Below are 26138 nucleotides of genomic sequence, written 5' to 3'. Positions count from 1 at the left end.
AGGCCCCACACGGGGCCTGCGTCGTCCGGCGCTGGGGAGTAAGAAGGAACCATGGCCAACCCTCGCGTCCGCAAGATCGCGGACCGCATCAAGGTCGTCGTCGCCGAGATGCTCGAACGACGGATCAAGGACCCGCGACTGGGCTTCGTGACCGTCACCGACGTCCGCGTCACCGGGGACTCGCAGCACGCGACGGTCTTCTACACCGTGCTCGACGCCAGCGGCGACGACGAGGCGGCCCTGGCCGCCACGGCTGCCGCGCTGGAGTCGGCCAAGGGCCTGATCCGCTCCGAGGTCGCCAAGCAGCTCGGCACCCGCACGGCGCCGACGCTCACCTTCGTCGCGGACGCCCTCCCGGAGTCGGCGCGGCACCTGGACGAGGTGCTGGCCCGAGCCCGGGCGGCCGACGAGGCGGTCGCGGCGCGTCGGGTGGAGACCTACGCCGGCGACGCCGACCCGTACAAGAAGCCCCGCGAGGTCGAGGACGACCTCGACGCCGACGACGCACTGGATGACTGACTCCGGTCTCGTCGTCGTCGACAAGCCGGGCGGCATGACGTCGCACGACGTCGTGTCGCGGGTGCGCCGGCTGGTCGGCACCCGCAAGGTCGGCCACGCCGGCACGCTGGACCCGATGGCGACCGGCGTGCTGGTGCTCGGGGTCAACCGCGCCACGCGGCTGCTGGGCCACCTGATGCTGACCGAGAAGTCCTACGACGCGACGATCCGCCTCGGGGTGTCGACCACGACCGACGACGCCGAGGGCGAGGTGGTCGCGACGGCTCCGACGCAGGGCCTGGACGAGGCGAAGGTCCGCGCCGCCGCCGCCGAGTTCGTCGGCGACCTGCTGCAGGTGCCGACCGCGGTCTCGGCGATCAAGGTGGACGGCAAGCGGGCCTACCAGCGCGTGCGTGCGGGGGAGGACGTGGCGCTGCCGGCTCGCCCGGTCACCGTGCACGAGCTCGTGGTGACCGACGTGCGCGGTGCCGACCTCGACGTCTCGATGCGCTGCTCCAGCGGGACCTATGTCCGTGCGATCGCCCGCGACCTCGGCGCCCGGCTGGGTGTGGGCGGCCACCTCACCGCGCTGCGGCGCACCGCGGTCGGACCCTACGACCTGTCCGTGGCCCGCACGCTCGAGCAGCTCGCCGACGACCCGTCGTTGCTGCCGATCGCGCAGGCGGCGCGGGCGGCATTCCCGACGTACGACCTCGACGACGCGGGGGCGGCCGATGTCCGGCACGGCCGCGCGCTCGACCTCCCGCTCGACGCCCTGACCGCGGTGTTCGCCCCCGACGGCGAGTTCCTCGCGCTCTACGAGCCCCGCGGCGGGGTCGCGCGAGCGGTCGCCGTCTTCGCCGGCTGACCGGTCTCGATAGGCTTCCCCGGTGCTGATCTGGCGATCCCTCGACGAGGTGCCGGCCGACCTCGGACCGACCGTGGTCGTCGTCGGCAACTTCGACGGCGTGCACCTGGGGCACCGCCACGTCGTCAACCGTGCCCGCGAGGTCGCCACGGCGAGGTCCCTCCCGGTGGTCGCGATCACCTTCGACCCGCACCCGATGGCGGTGCTGCGGCCCGAGCACGCGCCGACCACGCTGACGTCGCTGGAGGTGCGCGCCGAGCTGCTGGGCCAGGCCGGTGCCGACGCCGTGCTGGCGCTGCCGTTCGACCGCGACGTCGCGGCGTGGTCTCCCGAGGAGTTCATCGAGCGGGTGCTCGTCGACGGCGTCCACGCGGCCGCGGTGGTCGTCGGGGCGAACTTCCGGTTCGGCAACAAGGCGGCGGGCGACGTCGCGGTGCTCGTCGAGGCGGGGCAGCGGCTCGGCTTCACCGCCGAGGGCATCCCGCTCGACGGCGGTCCCCAGGTGTGGTCGTCGACGTACGTGCGGATGAGCCTGGCGGCCGGGGACGTGGCCGGTGCCGCAGAGGCGCTCGGCCGTCCGTACGCCGTCCGCGGCACCGTCGTCCGCGGCGACCAGCGTGGCCGCGAGCTCGGCTACCCGACCGCCAACGTGCCGACCGACGCGCTCACCGCGGCGCCCGCGGACGGGGTGTACGCCGGGTGGCTGCGCCGGCTCGACACCGGCGAGACCTACCCGGCAGCGATCAGCGTCGGGACCAACCCGACCTTCCGGGGGACCCGCGAGCGCCGCGTGGAGAGCTACGTGCTCGACCGCACCGACCTCGAGCTCTACGGCGTCGAGGTGGAGGTCGGGTTCGTCGAGCGGCTGCGGGGAATGGTCGCCTTCTCCTCGGTCGAGGCCCTGGTCGAGCAGATGAAGCACGACGTCGACCGTGCGCGCGAGCTGCTGACGTGAGCAGCACGCTCGACGACGCGGAGGCGTGGTTCCTGCGCCACGGGTTGCCCTACTTCGTGCCGTCCGAGCGCGCCGCCGTCCGGCTCGCGCTGCGTCCGGGTCGGACGCTCCCGCTGCTGGTGGGCGTGCTCCTGGTCGCAGTGGCGGCCGGTATCGGGCTGGCGTGGTTCGCCGACGAGATCTCGGCGGGCCCGGCGGTGCTGCTGGCGATCGTGCTGGTCGCCGCGCTCTGGTACGCCCTGACGGCGCTGCGGTTCCGGCCCATCCTGGTCTGGGGACTGAGCCGGACCTTCGGATCGGCGCGCCGGCTGCTGCCGGACATCTCCCGCGCCCTGCCGCTCCTGCTGCTCGCGATCACGTTCCTCTTCATCAACACCGAGATGTGGCAGGTCGGGTCCAACCTCACGGTCGGCACCCTCTGGCTGGTGGTCTTGCTGTTCGCGGCCCTCGGGGTCGGGTTCCTCCTGGTCCGACTGCCCGAGGAGGTCGACCGCGCCGACGACGACGTCGACGCCGCCCTGGTGCTGCGCGCGTGCGCCGGTACGCCGCTCGAGGCGGCCGCCCGGGAGCTGGTCGAGGACCCCGATGCCGACCCGGGCCGGTTCGGCGAGGTGACCGGGTTCGATCGCTGGAACCTCATCCTCGTGCTGATGGTGATCCAGCTGGTCCAGGTGCTGCTCCTGGCTGTCGGGGTCTTCGGGTTCCTCGTGCTCTTCGGCGCGCTGATCATGAGCGGGCCGGTCCTGGACGCCTGGCAGACCGACCCGACGTTCAACACCTCGCGCGGGCTGGTGCAGGTCTCGGTGTTCCTCGCGGCGTTCTCCGGCCTCTATCTCACGGTGTCGACGGTGACCGACGAGACCTACCGCACCCAGTTCTTCAGCGGCGTCACCCGCGAGCTCGAGCGCGCCATCGGCATGCGCGCCGTCTACCTCGCCCTCCGCAACAGCTGAGTCGGCGCTACTGCCGGTCCGACAGGGTGTGAGTCGGCGCTACTGCCGGGCGGTTGGCCGGGTGGTCCCGCTGCCTCGGCTTCATCAAGGGATGCAGGTGAATCGGCACTTCCCGTGGTGGGCAGGCCGTGGGAGGTGCGGGTTGGACAACAGACCATGGTGAAGCTGCGGCGGGAGTGACCCGGGCGGCCCGGCGTGGACGGTGTGCCGGCCCGGTCGCAGGAATGCTGGTGAACCGCGAGCGGTCCCCCGGGGCGAGACGTCCCCGGGGGACCGCCGGCGCGTCCTGCTCAGGCGTCGAGGTCCTTCTCGACCAGGGCGGCGATGGCGTCGAGGGCGGCCGGGTCGTCGCTGCTGACCTCGACCTGGTCGCCGGGGCCGGCGCCGAGGGTCATGATCAGCAGCGAGGAGCTGGCGTCGACCGGCTCTTCACCGGGCAGGCCGATCAGCACCTCGGCGTCGAGCTCCTCGGCGGCCTCGGCGATCAGCTGGGCGGGGCGGGCGTGCAGGCCGACGGAGGAGCCGACGGCGACGGTCTTGCTGGGCATGGTCTCTCCTGGGGTGTGTGGGGACGGGTCAGAGGGTGACGAGCTCGCGTTCGGGCACGTCGGCGGTCTCGGCCTCGGGGCGGCGGTGGATCGACTTGAGCCCGATCACTGCGGCAGCACCGACGACGACCCCGGCGACGAGGGCAATGAGGTAGCCGGCGATGTTGCTGACGGCGAAGATCACGAAGATCCCGCCGTGCGGGGCCCGGACACCGACGTCGAGAGCCATCGACAGTCCACCGGTCACCGCGCTGCCGAGCATGATCGCGGGGATGACCCGCAGCGGGTCGGCCGCGGCGAACGGGATCGCGCCCTCGGTGATGAAGCTGGCGCCGAGCGCCCAGGCGGCCTTGCCGTTCTCGCGTTCGGCCTGGTTGAACAGCCGGGGTCGCAGGACCGTCGCCAGCGCGAGGGCCAACGGGGGCACCATGCCGGCCAGCATCACGGCAGCCATGATCTTCAGCTGGGGCGAGTCGGTCGCGACAGCCGCGCCGCCGACGCCTGCGGCTGCGAAGCTGTAGGCCACCTTGTTGAGCGGGCCTCCCATGTCGAAGGCCATCATCAGGCCGAGGATGACGCCGAGGATGATCGCGCTGCTGCCGCTCAGCGAGTTGAGACCGGAGTTCAGCTGGTCCATCAGCCATCCGATCGGCTTGCCGAAGGCGATCAGCATGAGCAGTCCGGCGGTGACGCTCGTGAAGAGCGGGATGATGAGCACCGGCATCAGCCCGCGCATAGAGGTCGGGACCTTCCAGCTCCCGACCCAGTGGGCGATGACCCCGGCGAGGACGCCGCCGATGATGGCACCCAGGAAACCTGTCGCTGGCAGCGACACGGCGGGGTCGGCGGAGTTCTGCACGCCGAACAGGTTCGCGGCGAGTCCACCCATGACGAAGCCCGGGGCGATGCCGGGGCGGTCGGCGATCGCGTAGGCGATGTAGCCGGCCAGCGCCGGGATGAAGAGCATGAACGCGGTCTTGCCGATGATGAAGAACAATGCACCGATGTAGGCGCACAGGTCGGCCAGGCCGCTGCTGACGCTGTGGAAGAGCGCGTGGTCCAGGCCGAGCGCCTGGGCGTCGGGGAGGTCGAACAGCGAGTTGTCCACGGCGATGTCGCCGTACGGCCCGACGATCTCGTAGCCACCGAGGAGGGAGGACAGCGCGATCAGCAGGCCACCGGCCGCGACGAACGGGATCATGTACGACACGCCCGTCATCAGCACGCGGCGGGTGCGGCCGCCCCAGCTCTCGCCACTGCCCCCCGTCGCGGCGACAGTGGCGCCGTCACCGCCACCGGAGGAGCCCTCGACGCGCGGGCGGCCGGGTCGTCTGCGTACGCCAGCGCCTCGGCGATCATCGCGTCGGCCTGGTCGAAGGGGCGCTTGACCCCGGACGAGACGAGCGGCTTGCCGGCGAACCGCTGCCGGTCGCGGACGCCGACGTCGACGGCGAAGATCACCGCGTCGGCCGCGGCGATGGTCTCCGGGGCGAGCGGAGTGGCCCCGGCCGACCCCTGGGTCTCGACCGCGAGCGCGACGCCGGCCCGGGTCGCGGCGGCCTCGAGCGCCTCCGCGGCCATGTACGTGTGGGCGATGCCGGTCGGGCAGGCCGTCACCGCGACCAGGCGCCGCTTCTGCTCCGGTGCCGGCGTCGCGGCCGGAGCGGGTGCGGGAGCGGGCGCCGGAGCCGGTGCGGGCGCCGTGCCGACCACCTCGGCGACCAGGTCGGCCACCTCCTGGGCGGAGCCGGCCTCGCGCAGGGCGCCGGTGAACGCCGGCTTCACCAGCGCGCGCGCCAGCTTGGTGAGCAGCTGCAGATGGGTGTTGTCACCGCCGGCCGGGGCGGGGATCAGGAACACCAGGTCGGCGGGCCCGTCCTTGGCGCCGAAGTCGACGGCGGGGGACAGGCGCGCGAACGCCAGCACCGGCTCGGCGACACCCGCGGTGCGGCAGTGGGGGATCGCGATCCCGCCGGGCAGGCCGGTCGCGGACGTCGCCTCGCGGGCGAACGCGTCCTCGACGAGCTGGTCGACGTCGGTGGCGCGTCCGGCCTCGCCGACCACCCGGGCCAGGGCCCGGATCACGTCGTGCTTGGCGGAGCCGAGGTCGGCGTCGAGACGCACGAGGTCGGCGGAGATGAGGTCAGTCATGCAGGTTCACCCTCCCTGGGTGAGGTCGAGAGTGCGGACGGAGACCTGCTCCGGCCGCACCTGGTGTGGTTGCGGGATGGTCGTCCCCGGAAGGCCCGCGGCGGCACTGCCGTAGGCCACGGCCAGGGCGAGCCGCTCCTGCGGACGGCGTCCGCGCAGCTCACCGAGGAGGTATCCGAAGAGGCTGGAGTCGCCGGCGCCGACCGTGCTGACGACGGTGACGGGAGGTGGCTCGGCGTGCCAGGCACCGGTGGCGTCCACGAGCACCGCGCCGCGCGCGCCGAGGGTCGCCAGGACCGTCTCGACGCCGGACTCGACCAGGGTGCGAGCCGCCTTCGCTGCGGCCGCGGGGTCCGACTCGAGACGCTCGGGGTCGTCCCCGGTGAACTGCGCGAGCTCCTCGCCGTTGGGCTTCATCAGCCGGGGTGCGGCCTCGGGCAGCCGGGCGACGAGCGCCCGGAGCGGCTCGTCGCTGGTGTCGACCGCCACGCGGGCGCCGCTCGCGCGGAGCAGCACGACGAGGTCGGCGTACCACCCGGCGGGCGCACCCGGCGGGAGCGAGCCGGCCAGCACCACCCAGTCCGCGCCGGCGGCCCGGCGCTGGAGCGACTCGCCGAGCCGGCGGCGTACGTCGGGGGTGAGCTCGGGCCCGGGAGAGTTGAGCTTGGTCGTGGTGCCGTCGGGCTCGGTGATGGTGATGTTCACCCGCAGGGCGCCGTCGTGGTGGACGGGTCGGCAGTCGATGCCGGCGGCGAGGAGCTCGAGGACGAACGGGTCGTCCTGCGCGGCGGGCAGGACCGCGACCGCGGGGATCCCGGCCGCCACGCACGCGCGGGCGATGTTGACGCCCTTTCCGCCCGCTTGGGAGATGACGGCGTCGGCACGGCTCACCGCGCCCCGCTCGAGCGGTCCGCCGAGCATCACCGTGCGGTCGTGGCTCGGGTTGGCCGTGAGGGTGAGGATCACGCGACCACGACCTCGGGTCCGGCGCTCGCGAAGGCGGTGCGGTCCGCCGGCGCCAGGCCGCTGTCGGTGACCAGCACGTCGACCTCGTCGAGCGCAGCGAAGCGGACCGCGGCCTCCGAGCCGGCCTTGCTGGAGTCGGCCAGGCACACGACGGTCCGGGCGGCCGCGACCATGGCCCGCTTGGCGGCCGCCTCGTCGTGGTCCGGTGTCGACAGCCCGTGGGTGAGGCTGAGGCCGTTGGTGCCGAGGAAGGCGATGTCGACGCGCAGCGCGCCGATCGCCGCGACCGTGTCGGCCCCGACGGCGGCCTGGGTCGTCGTGCGGACCCGGCCGGGCAGCAGGTGCAGCTCGATCTGAGGGTGGGAGACGAGCCGGGCGGCGACCGGGACGGCGTGGGTGACGACCGTGAGCCGGTGGTCGCGGGGGAGCAGGCTCGCGAACCGGCCGGTGGTCGACCCCGCGTCCAGCAGGACGGTGCCGCCGGCCGGGGGGAGCTGCTCGAGCGCCGCCTTGGCGATCAGGTCCTTCTCCTCGGTGTTGGCCCGGTCGCGCTCGCCGAGCCCGGACTCGATGACGGCCAGGGAGCTGGCGGGGACCGCACCCCCGTGGACCCGGCGCACGAGGCCCATCCGCTCGAGCACGGACAGGTCGCGGCGGGCGGTCTCGGTCGTGACGTCGAACTGCGCGGCGATCGCGGCGACGGACAGGCGTCCGTGCTCGGTGACGAGCTGCGCGATGGCCTGCTGGCGCTCCTCGGCGTACATGGCGGCGACTCCTTCGGATCTGTGTATGCGTTGTTTTATCTCCGTTTGTGTTGACCTGTCAAGGGTTCGAGGTGTTGACTTGTGGCCATGGTCACCCAGCCACCGCCTGCCGCCGCCGGGCCGCTGCGCGGGACCCCCGTGGTCCCGGGCGTCGCCTACGCGCCCGCGCTCCTCGTCCACGCCGAGGTCTCCCCGGAGGCCGTCGCCGCCTTCGACCGGGATCAGTACGCCGATGCCGACCAGGCGCTGGCGGCGTACGACGCCGCGGTCGGTGCGGTCGCCGACGGGTTCGCCCGCAAGGCGGCCGCGGCGTCCGGGGATGCGGCCCAGGTGCTGACCGCGAGCGCCGGCCTGGCTCGCGACAAGGGCCTGCGCGGCGCCGTGCGCAAGCAGCTGCGTGGGGGTGACGACCTGCTGGCCGCCGTGCACGCGGGGGTCGACCAGTTCGTCACCGTCTTCACCGGCATGGGTGGCCTGATGGCCGAGCGGGTGACCGACCTGCTCGACATCGAGCGACGGATCGTCGCCCGCCTGGTCGGTGCACCCGAGCCGGGCGTCGGCACCCCGGAGGGACCCTGCGTCCTCGTGGCGGAGGACCTCGCGCCGTCCGACACCGCCGGGCTCGACCCGGCGCTGGTCCGGGCCCTGGTCACCGAGCGCGGTGGACCGACCAGCCACACCGCGATCATCGCGCGCCAGCTCGCGATCCCCTGCGTGGTCGGCGCCGTCGGCGTGATGGCCCTCGAGGCGGGCACCCCGCTGCTCGTCGACGGCACCGCGGGGACCGTCCGGACCGACGCGGAGCCCGCCGAGGCCGAGGCCCGCGTCGCCGCGGACGCCGAGCAGCGGGCAGCGCTCGCCTCCTGGTCGGGGCCCGGCCGGACCCGCGACGGGGTGCCGGTCAAGGTGCTCGCGAACGTCGCCGACGGCTCGTCCGCGGCGACGGCCGGCGAGGCGCCGGTGCAGGGCGTCGGCCTGTTCCGCACCGAGCTGTCCTTCCTCAACCGCACGGAGGAGCCGTCGGTCGAGGAGCAGGCGGGCATCTACGGCGCGGTGCTCGCGCCCTTCCGCGACGAGCGCTACGTGGTCGTCCGGACCTTGGACGCGGGCTCCGACAAGCCGGTCGCGTTCGCGACCCTCGAGGGGGAGGAGAACCCGGCCCTCGGCGTGCGCGGGCTGCGGCTCTCCTTCGGCAACCCCGGGCTGCTGGACCGGCAGCTGGACGCGATCGCCCGGGCGGCGGCCGAGACGGGCACCGAGACCTGGGTGATGGCGCCGATGGTGGCCACCGTCGCGGAGGCGGCCGACTTCGCCGCGAAGGTCCACGACCGCGGCCTGGTGGCGGGCGTGATGGTGGAGGTGCCCAGCACCGCCCTGCTCGCCCACCGGATGCTCGAGGTCGTGGACTTCTTGTCGATCGGCACCAACGACCTGACGCAGTACACGATGGCCGCCGACCGGATGGCCACCGACCTCGCGCACCTCACCGACCCCTGGCAGCCGGCGGTGCTGCAGCTGATCGCGATCACCGCCGAGGCCGGGCGCAACGCGCACAAGCCGGTGGGTGTGTGCGGCGAGGCCGCCGCCGACCCGCTGCTGGCCTGTGTCCTGGTCGGGATGGGCGTCACCTCCCTGTCGATGGCGGCGGCCGCCGTGCGTCCGGTCGGCGCCCGGCTCGCGCAGGTCACCTTCGAGGCGTGCGAGGAGGCCGCCGAGGCCGCCCTGTCGGCCGCGGACCCGGTCGCCGGCCGCGACGCGGTGCGGGCGCTGCTGGGCTGACCACCTACAGGCGCAGCCAGGCGAGCACGGCTCGGACGCGGCGGTGGTCGTCGTCGTCCATCGGGAGGTCGAGCTTGGTGAAGATGCTGTTGATGTGCTTGGCGACGGCCTTCTCGGTGACCGAGAGGCGGGCCGCGATCGCTGCGTTCGACCGGCCCTCGGCCATCAGGGCGAGCACCTCCCGCTCGCGGGGGGTCAGCCGGTCCACCGGCTCGTCACGCTGGCGCGCCATCACCGTCGCGACGACCTCGGGGTCCAAGACGGTGCCGCCCGCGGCGACCCGGCGTACGCCGTCGACGAACTCGGCCACGTCGGAGACCCGGTCCTTGAGGAGGTAGCCCACCGCGCCCTGCCCGCTCGCGAGCAGCTCGCGGGCGTAGAGGTGCTCGACGTACTGCGAGAGCACCATGACCGGGAACCCCGGCCGGTCGGCGCGGACGGCGATCGCCGCGCGGAGGCCCTCGTCGGTCTGGGTCGGTGGCAGCCGCACGTCGAGGACCGCGGCGTCGGCGTCCGGGTCCTGGAGCGCCGAGGCGAGCTCCGGGGCATTGTCGACAGCGTGCAGGATCGTGAACCCGTTGCCCTCCAGCAGCTGGGTCAGGCCGGCCCGGAGGAGGGCGTGGTCCTCGGCGAGGACGATCCGGAGTCCAGCGTGCACGGGACCTCCACGGTGACCAGGGTCGGCCCGCCTGCCGGGCTCGACACCGACATGGTGCCGTCGAACGCCGCCAGGCGCCGCATCACCCCCAGCATGCCGGTGCCGGCGGCCGGGTCCGCGCCGCCGCGGCCGTCGTCGCCGACGACCGCACGCAGCACGCCGTCCTCGGGGCCTGCCCCCTCGTGGCTGAGTGTGATCCAGGCGTGGTCTGCCCCGGAGTGCTTGCCGATGTTGGCCAGGCACTCGGCGACCCCGAAGTAGACCGCCGACTCCACCGGCGCCGGCGGCCGGCCGTCGAGGTGTGCCTCGACACGTACGGGCACCGCCATGTCGAGCGCCATCGCCTGGACCGCACCGGTGAGACCGCGGTCGGCCAGCACGGGTGGGTGGATCCCGCGCACCACCGACCGCAGGTCGCCGATCGCGGCCGCTGTCGTCTCGCGCGCGTCGCTGACCAACTGCCGGGCCCGCGCCGGGTCGTCGTCGAACGCTGCTTCGGCCATGCCCAGCGTCATCGACAGGGCCACCAGCCGTGCCTGCGCACCGTCGTGCAGGTCGCGCTCGAGGCGACGCAGCTCGGCCGCCGAGTGGTCGACCAGGTCTGCCCGGCTGGCGGCGAGAGTCTGCACCCGCTGCTCCAGCTTCTCGGTGCGGCTGTAGGCGAGGAAGAACCGGTCGAAGTACGCCCGCGCCGTCATCAGCGGCGGGGTCACGAACCACCAGATCGGGGTCGTGACGACGCCGACCAGGAGCACCAGCAGCACGATCGAGACGACCAGCCCGACGAGGGGCGCGATGAAGACCCACGCCAGGTCGCGCCAGGTCATCGGATCGGCGGCCACCACCCGGACGCGGGCGAAGAAGCCGCGGTCCCGAGGGACCGGCAGGTAGGGGACCGGCACGGGCTGCCCGAGCGTGCTCGCCGCCATCGCCCGGTGCACGTTCGCGACCCACCGGGTCGCGGGCACCACGCCGGCCAGGATGCCCAGCCCGACCCAGACCACGATCAGCGCGCCGCCCACGACCCACAGCGCCGCCAGCGCGATGAGCACGACGGCGAGGATCAGCTGAGCCACGGCGTACCCGGTCAGGCGCAGTCGGTCCACGCCGCCATCCTCCCGCGCGCGCCGCCCCTGCGCAGTGGTGCAGTCACCACCCCGGGGCGGGTCCTGGCACTCCTGACGGCCGGCCGTGCGCTCGCCAGGCTCGGAGCACACCCTGCACCACCCACTTCTGACCCGGGAGAGACGGCCATGGGCAACCCCCTGACAGCAGTACCGATGAGAGCGGCGCGCTGGAGCGCCGAGCACCCCTGGCGGGCGATCCTCGCCTGGATCGCGCTGGTGGCGGTGGCCGTGGGCCTCGCCGTCGCGGTCCCGACGACGGAGACCACCGATGCCGACTACCGCATCGGCGAGTCCGGCCGGGCCGACGCGCTCGTCGCCCGGGCCGGGCTCACCCAGCCCGACACCGAGAACGTCCTGATCGAGGGCGCCGGCGCACGGGGCGTGGCGAGCGAGCTGGTCCGCCGGGTGCAGGACGTGCCGGGCGTCGCGGCCGTGTCCGGGCCGCAGGCGAGCAGGGACGGCTCGGCGCTGCTGGTCTCGGTCGAGCTCGCCACCGGCGTCGCGGACGCCGGGGCCGTCCAGGCCGTCACGGACCAGGTGGCAGCGGACCACCCCGACGTCCGGGTCCGCGAGGCGGGTGACCTGAGCGTCGACGCGGCGATCAACGACCAGGTGTCGAAGGACCTCGGCTCCGCCGAGACGATCAGCCTGCCGGTGACCCTGCTGCTGATGCTGCTGGCGTTCGGAGCGCTGATCGCAGCGGGCATCCCGGTGCTGCTCGCCGCCTCGAGCGTCGCAGTGACGCTGGGCCTGATGGCGCCGCTCTCGCACCTGGTGCCCGCCGACCTCACCGTGTCGAGCATGATCGTCCTGATCGGCATGGCGGTCGGCGTCGACTACTCCTTGTTCTACCTCAAGCGTGAGCGCGAGGAGCGAGCGAAGGGGCGCGGGACGCTGGACGCCGTCGAGATCGCCGCCCGGACCTCCGGCCATTCGATCCTCGTGTCCGGCGGCGCGGTGATCGCGTCGATGGCCGGCCTGTTCGTGGTCGGCAACGCCACCTTCGACTCGCTCGCGGTGGGCTCCATCCTCGTCGTCGCGGTCGCCGTGCTCGGCTCGATCACGGTCCTGCCGGCGCTGCTGGTCAAGCTCGGCCGCTGGGCCGACCGGCCGCGCGTGCCGCTGCTGTGGCGCCTCAACCGGCGGCTGGAGCGACGCCTGGGCCGCGGCGGGATCAGCAGGAGGCTGCTGTCGCCCGTGGTCCGCCACCCCCGCACGGCGCTGCTGCTCTCCGGCCTGGTCGTGGTCGGCCTGGCGCTGCCCGCACTGGGCATGAAGACCCACTCCGCCACCCTCGACACGCTGCCGACCTCGATCCCGCAGGTGCAGACCGTCAAGGCCATCAGCGCCGCCTTCCCGGCCGACGAGGGCGCCAACGCCACCGTCGTCGTCACGGCCGACCCGGCGGACCGCGCCGAGGTCGTCACCGCGCTGCGGCGGCTCACGACCGAGGCGGTGGCGACCGGCACGTTCGTCGCCTCCGGGGCCGGGGTGCAGACCTCCGAGGACGGCACCACCTCCCTCGTGGTCCTGGGGATGCCGTACGACGAGACCGACGACCGGGTCCCCGCGGCGGTGCACCAGCTGCGCGACGAGCTCGTGCCGGCCGCGACCGCCGGCCTGCCCACGGACAGCGAGCACGCGGTCGGCGGGGGAGCGGCGGAGGAGGTCGACTTCCTGCAGCAGCAGCAGGGACGGCTCGCACTCGTGATCGGTTTCGTGCTCCTGCTGACCATGCTGATCATGGCGGTGACCTTCCGCTCGGTGCCGCTGGCGATCACCTCGACCGTGCTCAACCTCGCCTCGGTCGGGGCCGCGTTCGGCGTGCTGACCCTGGTGTTCCAGCACGGGTGGTTCAGCAGCGAGCTGGGCTTCACCAGCCCGGGCTTCGTCATCGACTGGCTGCCGCTGTTCGTGCTCGTGGTCCTCGTCGGCCTGTCGATGGACTACCACGTCTTCGTGCTCAGCCGGGTCCGCGAGCACGTCGGTCGCGGGCTGCCGACGCGCCTGGCGGTCGAGCAGGGGATCGCGGACACGGCGGGGGTCGTGGCCAGCGCCGCGACGGTGATGGTGTCGGTCTTCGCCATCTTCGCGACCCTGTCGATGATCGAGATGAAGATGATGGGTGTCGGACTCTCGGCGGCCATCCTGCTCGACGCCACGCTGGTCCGCCTGGTCATGCTCCCGGCGATCCTGGTGCTGCTCGGCGACCGCGTGTGGTGGCCGGTGCGCCCGGCGCGACCTCGCGGCGAGGTCGTGCACGAGCCCGAGCCCGCGTACGCGGACGCCTAGTCAGATGAAGTCGCTCGTGATGGTGTCCCAGCGGCTGACCGGGTTTCGTCCGGTCGGCCGCTGGAGACCCTCTTCCTGAGCGGCCCCGCCGGGGTCGACACGAAGGGGAGAGAGAACCTCATGGGATACGGACTCGGTGTCTTCCTGCTGGCCGTCGGCCTGATCCTGGCGCTGGCCGTGACCGACAGCATCAACGGCGTCGACCTCACGATGGTCGGCTGGATCCTCGCGGCGGCAGGCGTGCTCTGCATCGTGCTGGTGGCCGCGACCACGGCGAGCCGGCGCCGCTCCTCGGTGGTCACCACCCACGCCGACGGCAGCCGCACGGTGAGCGAGCGCAACGACGCCCCGCCCGCCGTCTGAGGTCGACTTCGGCGAAACTCCCACGCGAACGGCGCAGGCATACCTAGTGTCGTTCCATTCGTCTCGTGGGAGGAACGTCGATGGAACGCATCACGCGCCGTGCGCGGAGGGGCATCTGCGCCGCCGTCGTGATCCTGCTCTCGCTGGGTCTGGCCTCGCTGGTCGAGCCGGCGGTCGCGGGCAGCTCGTCGCTGACGGTGACTCCCGGCAGCTACGTGGGCGGGCAGCTCGTCACCTTCACCGGTCGCATGGGTGTACCGGGCAAGCGGGCGATCCACCTGCAGTACAACATGGGTCACTCGTGGAACGACGTGGAGGGCTTCACCCGCTACACCGCGGCTGACGGCAGCTTCTCGCTGACCTACCCGGCGCCGTCCATGTTCAACATCAAGATGCGGGTCGTCTCCGGGTCGCTCGCGACCCCGGCGTGGAACTTCGTCGCGAAGTCCCAGGAGGTGTCGGTCAGCCTGCTCCTGGACCCGCCGCTGGACGTGCTGGGCGAGCACCAGGTCGTCGCCGGCCTGCCGTTCACGCTCGTCGCCGACGCCGCACCGAGCCTCAAGGCCCACCCGGACCTCCCGCCGCCGGTCATCGTCGGTCGCACGCTGACGCTGCAGCGCCGGCTCGCCGACGGCACGTGGACGAACGCCGGCGCCACGACGCTCACGAACAAGCTCGGTGTCGGGCTCTTCGTGGTGACGGTCCCGCCGGGCGGTCCGGACGAGGTGACCTACCGGGTCCGCGAGGAGAACTGGACCGCCGGTGGCAACAAGATCGGATGGTTCCCGTCGTTCCCGTTCACCGTGCAGGTGCTCGACGCGATCCCGCGGCTCCCGGGCCTGACGCCGCGCGCCGCGGGCAGCACCTCGGTGCCGACCAGCGCCGCCTCGCTCGCGGCGGCCGACCGCCACGCGCGCTACGTCCTCGCCGACACCGCCTCCAAGGCGTGGGGCTGGGGCATGTCGAACTGGGACTTCGCCTGGGAGTACGGCGAGTCGCTCTCCTCGCGGCCCTCGCGCGGCCTCAAGCCGGTGGGCTCCTGGACCGACGGCTCCACCGGGTCGGGCCGGGCGGCCAAGCACAACGGCGGGCTCACGCTCGACAGCGGACCCAACCCCACCGGCCCCGGGGACGTGGGGGACACCTTCGCGACCATGCAGGGCAACCCCGCGACGTACGGCCGCTGGGAGGTGCGCTACCGCGCCCGGCGCTACGAGACCGGCGCCGGCAACTTCCATGCCGTCTTCGAGCTGGTGCCCGCCCGGGCGAGCGACTACCACTGCGGGGCGCAGAACATCACCCTCGCCGACATCCCGGTCTACGGGCCGAACTTCACGGTCGGAGCGAAGTCGCGGTCGGGGCACCAGTGGTCGCTGACTCGCAACACCGCCTTCGGGGACAAGCCCCAGTCGCTGGCGGTGGAGGTGGCCAAGTCGCACATCACCTGGTTCCTCAACGCCAAGCCGTTCGCCACCGTGAAGACGCCCGCGGCGATCTCCGCCGTCCCGAAGACCCTGCGGCTCACCCTCGTCGGTGACGGCGACAAGGAGATGAACCACACGCAGTTCATCTCCGACTGGCAGCGCGGGTGGTCCCTGGCCAAGGGCAAGCAGGTCATGAAGGGCACGGTCCTGCGGGCCAAGAGCTTCACCCCAGCCTGCTGATCCGGTCACTCGGTGGGAGCCGGCCGGGATTCGGCCGGCGCGCCGTCCACGCGCTAGAGTTCCCCGGTTGCCTGCTGCAGGCGACACGCCGTCAGAACGGCCGCGGAACCAGAGTGCCCGGGTGGACAGGCCCCGGCGCGCCGCGCAACGAGTGAACCAGAAGGAGCCCGCATGTCCGTCGGAACCGACGCGGAGACCAAGAAGAAGATCATCGCCGAGTACGCCACGACCGAGGGTGACACCGGTTCGCCCGAGGTGCAGATCGCGCTGCTGAGCCACCGGATCAGCCACCTGACCGAGCACCTCAAGCAGCACAAGCACGACCACCACAGCCGTCGTGGCCTCCTGCTGCTGGTCGGACAGCGCCGGCGGCTGCTGAACTACCTGCAGAAGACCGAGATCGAGCGGTACCGCTCGATCGTCGAGCGGCTGGGTCTGCGTCGTTGACCTGGTGAAGGGCCTGCCTCCGGCGGGCCCTTCACGCTTTCTCGGGAGCGCCACAGGGCGCTAGATTCACCATGTTGTACATCTGAACACCAGGAGCGACCCGCACGTTTCGGGCTCGGTCCTCGGTAGTGGCCCTCAGAGCACGGCTCTGCGGGCCTCGATCGAAGACCAGGCTCTTCGCACGACGCGGGACGCCGCGGATCGCTCCGCGAGCAGAACAGGGACCACCCTTGACTGAACCCGTCATCCACGCCGTCGAGACCGTTCTGGACAACGGCAAGTTCGGCACCCGCACCGTCAAGTTCGAGACCGGGCTGCTGGCCCGTCAGGCCGCCGGTGCGGTGACCGCCTACCTCGACGACGACACCATGCTGCTGTCGGCCACCACGGCCGGCAAGCACCCCAAGGACCACTTCGACTTCTTCCCCCTGACGATCGACGTCGAGGAGCGGATGTACGCCGCGGGCAAGATCCCCGGCTCGTTCTTCCGGTCCGAGGGTCGGCCGGGCGAGGACGCGATCCTCACCTGCCGCCTCATCGACCGCCCGCTGCGCCCGACCTTCAAGAAGGGCCTGCGCAACGAGGTCCAGGTCGTCATCACCGTCCTGGCGCTCAACCCCGACGCCCCCTACGACGTCCTGGCGATCAACGCCGCTTCGATGTCGACCCAGCTGTCCGGCCTGCCGTTCTCCGGTCCGGTCGGCGGTGTCCGGGTCGCCCTGATCGACGGCCAGTGGGTCGCGTTCCCGACGCACAGCCAGCTCGAGGACGCGGTCTTCGACATGGTCGTGGCCGGGCGCGTCACCGAGACCGGCGACGTCGCGATCATGATGGTCGAGGCGGAGGCGACCGAGCAGACCTACGCGCTCGTGCAGTCCGGCTCGCAGGCCCCGACCGAGGAGGTCGTGGCCGGTGGCCTCGACGCCGCGAAGCCGTTCATCAAGCAGCTGTGCGACGCCCAGTCCGAGCTGGCCAACGTGGCCGCGAAGCCGGTTCAGGAGTTCCCGATCTTCCTCGACTACGAGGACGACGTCTACGAGGCCGTCGACGCCGCCGTGCGCTCCGACCTCGCCGCGGCGATGAAGATCGCCGACAAGCAGGAGCGTCAGGACCGCACCGACGAGCTCAAGGAGGGCGTCCTCGCGTCGCTCGGCGAGCGGTTCGAGGGGCGCGAGAAGGAGATCGGCGCGGCGTTCCGCTCGGTCAACAAGGCCCTCGTGCGCGAGAGCATCCTGCGCGACAAGGTCCGCATCGACGGTCGCGGCCTCGCCGACATCCGGCCGCTGCACGCCGAGGTCGACGTGATCCCGCGGGTCCACGGCTCGGCGCTGTTCGAGCGCGGCGAGACCCAGATCCTGGGTGTCACCACGCTGGACATGCTGAAGATGGAGCAGCAGCTCGACACGCTGTCCCCGGAGAAGCACCGCCGGTACATGCACAAGTACGTCTTCCCGCCGTTCTCCACCGGTGAGACCGGCCGCGTCGGCTCGCCGAAGCGTCGCGAGGTCGGCCACGGCGCGCTGGCCCGCCGGGCGCTGCTGCCGGTGCTGCCCTCGCGCGAGGAGTTCCCCTACGCCATCCGGCAGCTGTCGGAGGCCATGGGCTCCAACGGCTCGACCTCAATGGGCTCGGTCTGCGCCTCGACGCTGTCGCTGCTGCAGGCCGGCGTGCCGCTGAAGGCGCCGGTGGCGGGCATCGCCATGGGCCTGGTGTCCGGCGAGATCGACGGCTCCACGCAGTACGTCGCGCTCACCGACATCCTCGGCGCCGAGGACGCGTTCGGTGACATGGACTTCAAGGTCGCCGGCACCCGCCAGTTCGTGACCGCGCTCCAGCTCGACACCAAGCTCGACGGCATCCCCGCCGAGGTGCTCGGGCAGGCGCTGCAGCAGGCCCGCGACGCGCGGATGACGATCCTGGACGTGATGGCCGAGGCCATCGACGCTCCCGAGGAGATGTCGGTCCACGCCCCGCGGATCCTCACGATCACCATCCCGGTCGACAAGATCGGCGAGGTCATCGGCCCCAAGGGCAAGGTCATCAACCAGATCCAGGACGACACGGGCGCCTCGATCTCGATCGAGGACGACGGCACCATCTACATCGGTGCCACCAACGGCGAGGCCGCGGAGGCGGCGCGGGCGGCGGTCAACGCGATCGCCAACCCGACGATGCCCGAGGTCGGCGAGCGCTACCTCGGCACGGTCGTCAAGACGACCAACTTCGGCGCGTTCGTGTCGCTGCTCCCGGGCAAGGACGGCCTGCTGCACATCAGCAAGCTGCGCGCCCTGGCCGGCGGCAAGCGCGTCGAGGCCGTCGAGGACGTCTTGTCGGTGGGTCAGAAGGTCCAGGTCCAGATCGCCGAGATCGACGACCGCGGCAAGCTGTCGCTCGTCCCGGTCGTCGAGGAGATCGAGACCGCCGAGGCCCCCGAGGCTGAGGGCTCGGCCGACTCCGAGTGACCTCCGCAGTGACCACCGCTGCACCGGTGACCCGCCAGAAGACGACTTCTGGCGGGTCACCGCCTTCTCCGGGGACCCGGACGCTGTTCACCGAGCGCGACGCCGACGGCCAGGTGACGGCCCGGGTGCGCCGGACGGTGCTGCCCTCGGGCCTGCGGGTGATCAGCGAGCACCAGGCCGGTGTCCGCTCCGCCGCGATCGGCGTGTGGGTCGGCGTCGGGTCGCGTGACGAGTCACCCACGCTCCACGGCTGCTCGCACTTCCTGGAGCACCTGCTCTTCAAGGGCACCGCGGAGCGGTCGGCGCTCGACATCTCGATCGCGCTGGACGCGGTCGGGGGCGAGTTCAACGCCTTCACGGCGAAGGAGTACACCTGCTTCCACGCGCGGGTGCTGGACGAGGACCTGCCGCTGGCGGTCGACGTGCTGGGGGACATGATCACCGCCTCGACGCTGCACGCCGAGGACGTCGAGGCCGAGCGCGACGTCATCCTCGACGAGATCGCGATGCACGACGACGACCCGGACGACGTCGTGCACAACCTCTTCGCCGCCCAGGCCTGGGGCGACACGCCACTGGGTCGTCCGATCGCGGGCACCGAGGCGTCGATCCGTGCTCTCAGCCGGGCCCAGGTCCAGCGCTTCTACCGCCGCCACTACCGGCCCGCCAACGTCGTGGTGGCGGCGGCCGGGAACGTGGACCACGCGGCCCTGGTGCGCCAGGTCAAGCGAGCGTTCGCTCGCAACGACTGGCTCGCCGGGACCGCCGAGCCGGCCCGCCCGCGGCACGGCACCCGCAAGCGGGTTGTCCCGGGCGCGGTCGAGGCCACCCGGCCGTTCGAGCAGGTCAACGTGGTGCTGGGCATGGAGGGTCTGGTGCGCGACGACGAGCGCCGCTTCGCCCTGGGAGTCCTCAACACCGCGCTCGGCGGTGGCACGTCCTCGCGGCTCTTCCAGGAGGTGCGCGAGCATCGGGGGCTGGCCTACTCGGTGTTCTCGTTCTCCTCCCACCATGCCGACTCCGGCCTGGTCGGCGTCTCGGTCGGCTGCCTGCCGTCGAAGCTGGACGAGGTGCTCGCCGTCGTCCGCGACGAGCTCGCGAAGGTCGCCGAGGCCGGCATCACCGAGGAGGAGCTGGCCCGCGGCAAGGGCCAGCTGCGCGGCGGACTGATCCTCGGGCTGGAGGACTCCGCGTCCCGGATGTCGCGCATCGGCAAGGCCGAGCTGGTCCACGACGAGCTGCTCAGCATCGACGAGGTGATGGCCCGCATCGACGCGGTGACGCGGGCCGACGTGCGTGCGGTCGCCGCCGAGGTCTTCACCCGGCCCGAGGTGCTTGCGGTCGTCGGCCCGGCCTGACCCGGGTCCACCCCCAGCGGGCGTAGGCGACCGTCAGCAGGACGACGCCGAGGAGCGCAGCCGCGAGCGCCAGGATCCGCGGCGTCGGGCCGTGCGCCACCGCGTCCCGGCTGACCCGCATCGGGTCGTCGAGCGCGATCGTCACCGGCTGGACATCCGGCGGACCGGGTGCGGTGTAGCGGACCCCGGGGAAGGGCTCCGGCCCGGGACCGCCGGGGTTGTAGAACGCGCGGTAGCCGCCTGCGGACGACGGGATCTCGACGGCCTCAATGCTGCGTGCGGCCGCCTCGTCACCGTCGAGGACGATGTCGATGTAGTTGTCGCGGTCCTCCTGGTAGCAGTCGTCGTAGTGGTCCCGCCGCCGCCCGAGGTCGGCGAGACCGACGACCCGCAGGGTTCCGCCGGCGACCCGGTAGTCCACGCCCGTGTGCTCCAGCAGGACCGTGCGACCGTCCGGGCCGCGGGCGCGGATGCGGAAGAAGTCCTCGAACTCGTCGGGGCGCACACCGGTCACCCCGTCCGGGGAGAAGCCGCCCGACGTCAGGACGCGCAGCCGGAAGCCGCCGCCGCCGTACAGCGCTAGCTCGTCGTTCGGCATCGTCCCCGAGCGCTCGAGGAGGCCGACGCCGCCCTCGCCGACGGGTGGGGACCCCACCCGGTTCAGCTTGGCGCCGACGAGGACCGGTCCGGAGTCGTACGGCGACGTGCGGGTCGTCCACGACAACCCGACGGCGCTCACCTCCCGGCCGCCGGGTCCGACGAGCACGAGCGGGGTGTCGTCGGCGACGATCTCCAGCCGCACGGGGAAGATCGCGCCGGGATCGGTGCTCGGCAGCCGGTTGCCGAGGTCGCCGAACAGCACGACGGTGTTGCGCTCGTCCAGCTCCCAGTTGGGGACCATGCCGGCCGCGTGCGGCGACACCGTCGCGCCGGTGTTCAAGGTGAGCCGGAAGTCGGTGGGATCGACCGTCTCGGTCGCGACCGGCCAGCTGAAGACCACCGGGAGCCCGTCATCGTGATCGACGTCGCCGCCGCCCTCGTAGGCGCTCTCGACGGTCGACGTGGTCGCGGCCGACGTCCGGTTCTTGTCGGTCGGGTCCGACCCGTCGCTGCACGTCAGGCTCCCGTACCAGGAGCCGCCGGCGTCTCGGACGGTCTCCTCGTCGAGCCGGGACAGGCCGATGATGCCGTCGAACCCGAGGCCCGCGGAGAGGATCTCGGGCTCCGCGGTCCAGTAGTCGGCGCCCTCGAGCCGGCCGTCGGTGAGCTGGCGCAGGACCGAGTCGGACAGGAGGCGCAGGGCGAGGAGGCCGACCAGACCGAGCCCGACGAGCGCGACGAGGACGGTGACCAGCACGTGCGTCCGTCGTCGGGTCATGGCCCTGCATAGCACCCGGGGCCGGGTCGTCTGGTCCGATTCAGGGGAAGCCGTCGGTGCGAGTCGCCTGGAGGCTGGTCACCATGACCACCGATCCCGCTGCTCCCAAGGACGCCACCGCCTCGGTCCGTGCCCAGCACCAGGAGGCGCTCGACACGCTCCCGTTCGCCGACGGGCGAGACTTCGAGGACGCCCGGCGCGGGTTCGTCGCGCCGCTCGAGGGGCCGGTGCTCGCGGCCGACGGGCGGGTCGTCTGGGACGCCTCGACCTACGACTTCCTCCAGGGCGATGCGCCGGACACCGTGCACCCCAGCCTGTGGCGGCAGTCGCAGCTCGCGGCGATCAGTGGGTTGTTCGAGGTCGTGCCGGGGATCTACCAGGTGCGCGGCCTGGACCTGTCCAACGTGACCTTCGTGGAGGGCGACGAGGGCGTGGTGGTGATCGACACGCTGCTCTCGGTCGAGACCGGTGCCGCGGCGCTCGCGCTCTACCGCAGGCACCGGGGCGACCGGCCGGTGAAGGCGGTCGTGATCACCCACTCCCACGCCGACCACTTCGGCGGGGTCCGGGGCTTCGTGTCGGCCGAGGAGGTCGCCAGCGGGTCCGTGCGGCTCTTCGCGCCGGAGGGGTTCGTCCAGCACTCGGTCGCCGAGAACATCTACGCCGGCATCGCGATGAGCCGGCGGGCCGGCTACATGTACGGCGCGGCGCTGCCCCGCAACCCCCGCGGGCAGGTCGGCTGCGGTCTCGGACAGACCGTGTCCACGGGCACGGTCTCGCTGCTCGCCCCGAGCGACGTGGTGACCACGACCGGCCACGAGGAGGTCGTGGACGGGGTGCGCATGGTCTTCCAGATGGCGCCCGACACGGAGGCTCCCTCGGAGTTCCTGATCTACCTGCCCGACCACCGGGCGCTCTGCTCGGCTGAGGACGCGACCCACGTCCTGCACAACCTGCTCACCCTGCGCGGTGCGGTCGTCCGCGACCCGCACGGCTGGGCCGGTTACCTCACCGAGACCATCGACCTCTTCGGCCCCGAGGTCGAGGTGGTCTTCGCCTCGCACCACTGGCCGACCTGGGGCAACGACCGCGTCGTGGAGTTCTTGTCGCTGCAGCGCGACCTCTACAAGTACCTCCACGACCAGACCCTCCGGATGCTGAACCAGGGACTGGTCGGGGCCGAGATCGCGGAGGCGATCCAGCTGCCGCCGGTGCTGGAGGACACCTGGCACGCCCGCGGCTACTACGGCTCGGTCAGCCACAACGTCAAGGCCGTCTACCAGCGCTACCTCGGCTGGTTCGACGGCAACCCGGCGCACCTGTGGGAGCACCCCCCGGTCGAGCGGGCGCGCCGCTACGTCGAGGCGATGGGCGGGGTGGACGTCGTCGTCGAGCGGGCCAGCGAGGCCTTCGACGCCGGTGACCTCCGGTGGGCGGCCGAGCTCGCCAACCACGCGGTCTTCGCCGAGCCGGAGCACGCGGAGGCTCGGGCGCTGCTCGCCGACACCTACGAGCAGCTCGGGTACGGCTCGGAGAACGGCACCTGGCGCGACTTCTACCTCTCCGGCGCCCACGAGCTGCGGGAGGGTTCGTTCGGCACGCCGACGCAGACCTCTGCCGCCGACATCGTCGGCCAGCTGACGCCGGCGATGCTCTTCGACGCCCTCGCGATCCAGGTGAACGGGCCGCGGGCCTGGGACGAGCGGCTGAGCATCGACGTCGTGCTCACCGACTCCGACGAGCGCTACCGGCTCCGGCTCGCCAACGGGGTCCTCACGCACACCGACCGGCCCCAGGCAGGGGACGCCGACCTCACGCTGACCGCGACCCGCACCTCGCTGCCGCTGCTGGCGCTCGGGATGCTCTCCCCGGACGGGTTCGGCGACGCCGGGGTCGAGCTGGCCGGCGACGTGTCCGCGCTGATGCGGCTGGTGGCCGTGCTCGATCCCGGTGACCCTGACTTCGCGATCGTCACCCCGTGAACGCGGCCGTCGGGCAGTCGCTGCCCATCGCCGTCGGCGTGATGGTCAGCCCGCTGCCCGTCGTGGCGGTGATCCTGATGCTGGTCAGCGGTCGGGCGCGGGCCAACGCGGTCGCGTTCGTCGGCACCTGGTTCGTGGCGATCGGTGCCCTGACGCTCGCGGTGGCGCTGGTCGCCGGCACCGCCACCGGCGACGGCGGATCGTCGTCGGGGAGCGGCTGGGGGGAGGTCGTGCTCGGCGTCGTGCTCCTGCTGCTCGCCGTACGCCGGTGGCGTGGACGTCCTCGGCACGGTGCCGAGCCGGAGCCGCCGCCCCGCTGGATGGCGGCAGTGGACGGCTTCACCCCGCTGCGCGCGGCCGGCCTGGCCGTCCTGCTCGCCGTGGTGAACCCGAAGAACCTGGTGCTCTGCCTGTCGGGTGGCGCCGCGATCGCGACCGCGGCGCCGGACGACGTGTCCGCCGCGGTGGTCGCCGCCGTGGTCTTCGCCGTGGTCGCCACGATCGGCGTGGCTGCGCCGGTGGTCGTCTACCTGACCACGGGTGACCGGGCCGAGGCGATCCTGGCGGACCTGAAGACCTGGATGGTGGAGCACAACGCAGTGATCATGGCCGTCCTGCTGCTCGTCATCGGCGCCAAGCTCGTCGGCGACGGCATGAGCATGCTCTGACGGGAGACCGCCGTTCGTCAGCGGGCCGGGTCAGCGGCTCCGTGTCGGACCTGACCGCCGGGCCGCCGGGCATGCGGCGGCCCGGCGGATCTCAGCCCCGGGTGAGCCAGAGGCTGTAGCTGCGCGGCTTCCCGACCCAGTCCACCGGACCGCGGTTGCCCGAGGCGCGGACCGAGACGCGCACCTTGCGGGGCTCGCCGAGGGCGGCCTGCGAGATCACGACGCGTGCGCGGTCCTTCCGGTAGTTCAGCCGCAGCCGGTAGTCGCCGTCCTCGACCGGCGACCCCCAGGTCGAGCGGGCGAAGCCCTCGGTGTGGAGCAGGGCGTAGTCGGTGCCGTCGAAGTAGCCCCCGACGAAGACGAACTCGGGGCCGGGGTCGGTCCGGTCGGTGTCGACGAAGATCGCGGCACCGGTGCCCGACCGCGGGTTGCGGCGCAGGTCCACGTGCTGGGTGGTGACGGTCAGGTTGCGCGCGCCGTTGTTCACCGACAGCGCGAGCACGTCGTACCCGCGGCCGGTCTCCTGGGGGTCGTCGATGCCGTAGAGGGCGGCGTGGGCGGGACCCGCCAGGCCGAGGACGAGGGCACCGGTGGCGACGGCGGCGGCAGCAGCGATGGGGCGCATGGGTTCTTCCTTCGTGAGAGGTGCTGGTGGGAACGAGACGCACGGGGCGGCTCCACGGTTGCATGCGTGCTCGGGTCGCGCCACCACCCGGTGGGGCCAGTCGCCCGGCAGGTCAGGTCCGGGCTGTCCCGGTGGTCGGTCCGGTGCGGTTGCATCAGGTCTGTTGTTGAACCTGCACTTCCCGTGGTGGGCAGGACGTGGGAGGTGCAGGCTCTCCTCCATCCCGTGATGAACCTGCGGCGGGGCGACGACGGGGCCGAGCCGTCCTGGCCCGGGCCTGCCAGCGCCGCTCAGGTCATCAGGCCGATCGGGGTGACCGGGCCCAGGCCCGGGAACACCGTCGTCCGGTCGGACTCGGAGATCCCCAACCGGGCGGTGGTGACCTCCCACAAGATGTCGCGGAAGTCCTTGTCGGCAATCAGGTTGTTGTCGGGGTCCAGCGTGGTGAGGCCGGGGAAGGAGCCGTGCACGCCCTTGGCCACGCCGGCGCCGAGGAGCAGCATCACGTTGCCGTAGCCGTGGTCGAGCCCGTGGTCGCCGTTCTCGTCGACCCGGCGGCCGAACTCGCTCATGGTGACCACCGTGACCCGGCCGGCGTGTGCGCCGAGGTCGGCGAAGAACGCCTTGAGCGAGCCGCCCAGGTGGTCCAGCTGCGCGGCCATCCAGTCGGTGCCGGGGTCCAGGGAGCCGTCGCTCAGGCCGACGTGCATGTCCCAGTCGCCGTAGTCGATGGTGATCATCGAGGTGCCCAGGTCGGCGCGGATCAGCGCCGCCGTGTTGGCCAGCACGTCCTTGAGCGGTCCCCAGTCGTCGTACCCGGCGTAGCCGGGGTAGAGATCGCGGTGGACCTCGGAGGGGTCGGAGTCGGCCGCCGCCACCAGCGGGGCGAAGGTGTCGAGCGCCTTCATCGCGGTGCGCACGCTGCCGCCCAGCAGCCGTGGGTCGTCCTTCCACATCGCCTTGAGCGCCTCGGCCCGCTCACCGGCCGTGCCCAGCGACCGCACCGAGAGGTCGGCCACCCCGTAGGCGGCGAGCGCGTTCGCCGGCCCCATCAGCGAGGTCGGCAGCATCGCGTCGCCGATCTCGACGGCGGTCTCGGGGCCGTTCGCCGCGTCGAGACCGACCATCCGGTTGATCCAGCCCACCCGCTGGTCCGACCCCGGTGTCGCCTCCTCGATCTCGACCATCGCGTCGAAGTGGCTCATGTTCGACTCGGGCAGCCCGACGGCGTGCACCGCGCCGAACGAGCCCGCGGTCCACAGGTCCTCCAGACCCGCCTTGAGCGCCGGGTGGAAGCCGAACCGGGGGTCGTCGCCCCACAGCTGTCCCTCGGGGACGACGATGCTCGGCCGGTAGCCGGCGAGCAGGTCGTACTCCGTGCTGCGCGGGACCACGATCGACAGGCCGTCCGCGCCGCCGCGCATCGACAGCACCACGAGGACGTTGCCGCCGGGCTCGGCACCGTAGGCGACCTGGCGGTAGGCGCCGCTGTACATCCCCGCAGTGGCCAGTGCGCCGCCGGCCGCCATCGCGCCGAGGAGCCGGCGCCGGCTCAGCCGGAAGCCCTCGAACTCGGGGCAGCCGCAGTCGCGGACCGGGCCGGTTCCGGGCGCAGCAGGGGTGTCCATGTCG

General features: G+C 72.5%; 21 protein-coding genes and 1 pseudogene. 13 read left to right on the top strand and 9 right to left on the bottom strand.

Translation table 11 applies throughout. The annotated features are described in order from the left end of the window. Window positions 1-51: 51 nt before the first annotated feature. Genes rbfA through ACILRH_RS16000 form a run of 4 tightly spaced genes read left to right on the top strand, consistent with a single transcriptional unit; the run spans window position 52 to window position 3274 of the window. Window positions 52-519 (top strand): 30S ribosome-binding factor RbfA, encoded by a 468-nt coding sequence (gene rbfA, locus ACILRH_RS16015; protein ID WP_395694917.1) that lies wholly within the window; start codon window positions 52-54, stop codon window positions 517-519. Next, window positions 512-1366, top strand: a complete 855-nt coding sequence (gene truB, locus ACILRH_RS16010; protein ID WP_395694916.1) for a tRNA pseudouridine(55) synthase TruB — start codon at window positions 512-514, stop codon at window positions 1364-1366. Before rbfA ends, truB begins: the two co-directional genes overlap by 8 nt. 22 nt (window positions 1367-1388) lie before the next feature. Further along, complete coding sequence (locus tag ACILRH_RS16005) at window positions 1389-2321, top strand: bifunctional riboflavin kinase/FAD synthetase (RefSeq protein ID WP_395694914.1); 933 nt, start codon at window positions 1389-1391, stop codon at window positions 2319-2321. Beyond that, window positions 2318-3274: a hypothetical protein gene (locus tag ACILRH_RS16000; protein WP_395694913.1), complete on the top strand. Its 957-nt coding sequence runs from the start codon at window positions 2318-2320 to the stop codon at window positions 3272-3274. The genes ACILRH_RS16005 and ACILRH_RS16000 overlap by 4 nt, the downstream gene beginning before the upstream one ends. Before the next feature lie 290 nt (window positions 3275-3564). Here ACILRH_RS16000 and ACILRH_RS15995 read toward each other — a convergent pair whose 3' ends face one another. The 4 genes and pseudogenes from ACILRH_RS15995 to ACILRH_RS15980 all read right to left on the bottom strand — a co-directional run bounded on the left by ACILRH_RS15995 (window position 3565) and on the right by ACILRH_RS15980 (window position 7703). Then, complete coding sequence (locus ACILRH_RS15995; protein WP_395694911.1) at window positions 3565-3822, bottom strand: HPr family phosphocarrier protein; 258 nt, start codon at window positions 3820-3822, stop codon at window positions 3565-3567. 28 nt (window positions 3823-3850) lie between these two features. Beyond that, window positions 3851-5973: pseudogene (locus ACILRH_RS15990) on the bottom strand (fructose-specific PTS transporter subunit EIIC). 6 nt (window positions 5974-5979) lie between these two features. Then, entirely contained in the window at window positions 5980-6939 is a 960-nt protein-coding gene (locus ACILRH_RS15985) for a 1-phosphofructokinase family hexose kinase (protein WP_395694909.1), read from the bottom strand. Next, complete coding sequence (locus ACILRH_RS15980) at window positions 6936-7703, bottom strand: DeoR/GlpR family DNA-binding transcription regulator (RefSeq protein WP_395694907.1); 768 nt, start codon at window positions 7701-7703, stop codon at window positions 6936-6938. The genes ACILRH_RS15985 and ACILRH_RS15980 overlap by 4 nt, the downstream gene beginning before the upstream one ends. 87 nt (window positions 7704-7790) lie before the next feature. On the opposite strand from ACILRH_RS15980, the gene ptsP reads away from it, so the two are divergent. Then, complete coding sequence (gene ptsP / locus ACILRH_RS15975) at window positions 7791-9482, top strand: phosphoenolpyruvate--protein phosphotransferase (RefSeq protein ID WP_395694906.1); 1692 nt, start codon at window positions 7791-7793, stop codon at window positions 9480-9482. 4 nt (window positions 9483-9486) lie between these two features. Here the strand turns inward: ptsP and ACILRH_RS15970 are convergent, their stop codons facing one another. Continuing rightward, complete coding sequence (locus ACILRH_RS15970) at window positions 9487-10140, bottom strand: LuxR C-terminal-related transcriptional regulator (RefSeq protein ID WP_395694904.1); 654 nt, start codon at window positions 10138-10140, stop codon at window positions 9487-9489. After that, a complete protein-coding gene (locus tag ACILRH_RS15965) occupies window positions 10080-11246 on the bottom strand; it encodes a sensor domain-containing protein (RefSeq protein WP_395694902.1) in 1167 nt (388 codons plus the stop codon). The genes ACILRH_RS15970 and ACILRH_RS15965 overlap by 61 nt, the downstream gene beginning before the upstream one ends. Before the next feature lie 174 nt (window positions 11247-11420). On the opposite strand from ACILRH_RS15965, the gene ACILRH_RS15960 reads away from it, so the two are divergent. The 6 genes from ACILRH_RS15960 (at window position 11421) to ACILRH_RS15935 (ending at window position 19853) form a co-directional block, all read left to right on the top strand. Further along, a complete protein-coding gene (locus tag ACILRH_RS15960) occupies window positions 11421-13559 on the top strand; it encodes an MMPL family transporter (protein ID WP_395694900.1) in 2139 nt (712 codons plus the stop codon). Between the two features lie 120 nt (window positions 13560-13679). Then, window positions 13680-13922 (top strand): DUF6458 family protein, encoded by a 243-nt coding sequence (locus tag ACILRH_RS15955; RefSeq protein ID WP_395694898.1) that lies wholly within the window; start codon window positions 13680-13682, stop codon window positions 13920-13922. Window positions 13923-14002: 80 nt separating this feature from the next. Continuing rightward, a complete protein-coding gene (locus ACILRH_RS15950; RefSeq protein WP_395694896.1) occupies window positions 14003-15586 on the top strand; it encodes a hypothetical protein in 1584 nt (527 codons plus the stop codon). A gap of 171 nt (window positions 15587-15757) precedes the next feature. Then, window positions 15758-16033 (top strand): 30S ribosomal protein S15, encoded by a 276-nt coding sequence (gene rpsO, locus ACILRH_RS15945; RefSeq protein ID WP_395694895.1) that lies wholly within the window; start codon window positions 15758-15760, stop codon window positions 16031-16033. 230 nt (window positions 16034-16263) lie between these two features. Further along, a complete protein-coding gene (locus ACILRH_RS15940) occupies window positions 16264-18495 on the top strand; it encodes a polyribonucleotide nucleotidyltransferase (RefSeq protein WP_395694893.1) in 2232 nt (743 codons plus the stop codon). Between the two features lie 26 nt (window positions 18496-18521). Continuing rightward, on the top strand, window positions 18522-19853 hold the full coding sequence (locus tag ACILRH_RS15935; RefSeq protein ID WP_395694892.1) for a M16 family metallopeptidase: 1332 nt from the start codon (window positions 18522-18524) through the stop codon (window positions 19851-19853). Here ACILRH_RS15935 and ACILRH_RS15930 read toward each other — a convergent pair. Continuing rightward, complete coding sequence (locus tag ACILRH_RS15930; RefSeq protein WP_395694890.1) at window positions 19813-21231, bottom strand: hypothetical protein; 1419 nt, start codon at window positions 21229-21231, stop codon at window positions 19813-19815. The two genes, ACILRH_RS15935 and ACILRH_RS15930, sit on opposite strands and share 41 nt — an antisense overlap. Before the next feature lie 83 nt (window positions 21232-21314). Between ACILRH_RS15930 and ACILRH_RS15925 the strand changes: the two genes are divergently transcribed. Both ACILRH_RS15925 and ACILRH_RS15920 read left to right on the top strand, forming a co-directional pair. Next, window positions 21315-23213 carry an alkyl/aryl-sulfatase gene (locus ACILRH_RS15925; RefSeq protein WP_395694888.1) on the top strand — a complete coding sequence of 633 codons (1899 nt, stop codon included), beginning with the start codon at window positions 21315-21317 and terminating at the stop codon, window positions 23211-23213. Next, complete coding sequence (locus ACILRH_RS15920) at window positions 23210-23881, top strand: GAP family protein (protein WP_395694887.1); 672 nt, start codon at window positions 23210-23212, stop codon at window positions 23879-23881. Before ACILRH_RS15925 ends, ACILRH_RS15920 begins: the two co-directional genes overlap by 4 nt. A gap of 91 nt (window positions 23882-23972) precedes the next feature. Here the strand turns inward: ACILRH_RS15920 and ACILRH_RS15915 are convergent, their stop codons facing one another. Then, window positions 23973-24506, bottom strand: coding sequence for a hypothetical protein (locus ACILRH_RS15915; protein WP_395694885.1), 534 nt, complete (start codon window positions 24504-24506; stop codon window positions 23973-23975). A gap of 290 nt (window positions 24507-24796) precedes the next feature. Then, on the bottom strand, window positions 24797-26134 hold the full coding sequence (locus ACILRH_RS15910) for a DUF1501 domain-containing protein (protein WP_395694883.1): 1338 nt from the start codon (window positions 26132-26134) through the stop codon (window positions 24797-24799). Window positions 26135-26138: the final 4 nt, after the last annotated feature.

The organism is Nocardioides sp., from assembly GCF_044226765.1.
In the GTDB taxonomy this organism is placed as follows: Bacteria; Actinomycetota; Actinomycetes; order Propionibacteriales; family Nocardioidaceae; genus Nocardioides.
The sequence above is the reverse complement of the archived record's forward strand: the minus strand, read 5'-3'. Positions and strand labels throughout refer to the sequence as shown.

Coding starts and splice junctions, on each gene's coding strand:
- ACILRH_RS15950 (WP_395694896.1), top strand. CDS start 14,003: ATGGAACGCATCACGCGCCGTGCGCGGAGGGGCATCTGCGCCGCCGTC.
- ptsP (WP_395694906.1), top strand. CDS start 7,791: ATGGTCACCCAGCCACCGCCTGCCGCCGCCGGGCCGCTGCGCGGGACC.
- ACILRH_RS15995 (WP_395694911.1), bottom strand. CDS start 3,822: ATGCCCAGCAAGACCGTCGCCGTCGGCTCCTCCGTCGGCCTGCACGCC.
- ACILRH_RS15955 (WP_395694898.1), top strand. CDS start 13,680: ATGGGATACGGACTCGGTGTCTTCCTGCTGGCCGTCGGCCTGATCCTG.
- rbfA (WP_395694917.1), top strand. CDS start 52: ATGGCCAACCCTCGCGTCCGCAAGATCGCGGACCGCATCAAGGTCGTC.
- ACILRH_RS15925 (WP_395694888.1), top strand. CDS start 21,315: ATGACCACCGATCCCGCTGCTCCCAAGGACGCCACCGCCTCGGTCCGT.
- ACILRH_RS15930 (WP_395694890.1), bottom strand. CDS start 21,231: ATGACCCGACGACGGACGCACGTGCTGGTCACCGTCCTCGTCGCGCTC.
- ACILRH_RS15980 (WP_395694907.1), bottom strand. CDS start 7,703: ATGTACGCCGAGGAGCGCCAGCAGGCCATCGCGCAGCTCGTCACCGAG.
- ACILRH_RS15915 (WP_395694885.1), bottom strand. CDS start 24,506: ATGCGCCCCATCGCTGCTGCCGCCGCCGTCGCCACCGGTGCCCTCGTC.
- rpsO (WP_395694895.1), top strand. CDS start 15,758: ATGTCCGTCGGAACCGACGCGGAGACCAAGAAGAAGATCATCGCCGAG.
- ACILRH_RS15910 (WP_395694883.1), bottom strand. CDS start 26,134: ATGGACACCCCTGCTGCGCCCGGAACCGGCCCGGTCCGCGACTGCGGC.
- ACILRH_RS15960 (WP_395694900.1), top strand. CDS start 11,421: ATGAGAGCGGCGCGCTGGAGCGCCGAGCACCCCTGGCGGGCGATCCTC.
- truB (WP_395694916.1), top strand. CDS start 512: ATGACTGACTCCGGTCTCGTCGTCGTCGACAAGCCGGGCGGCATGACG.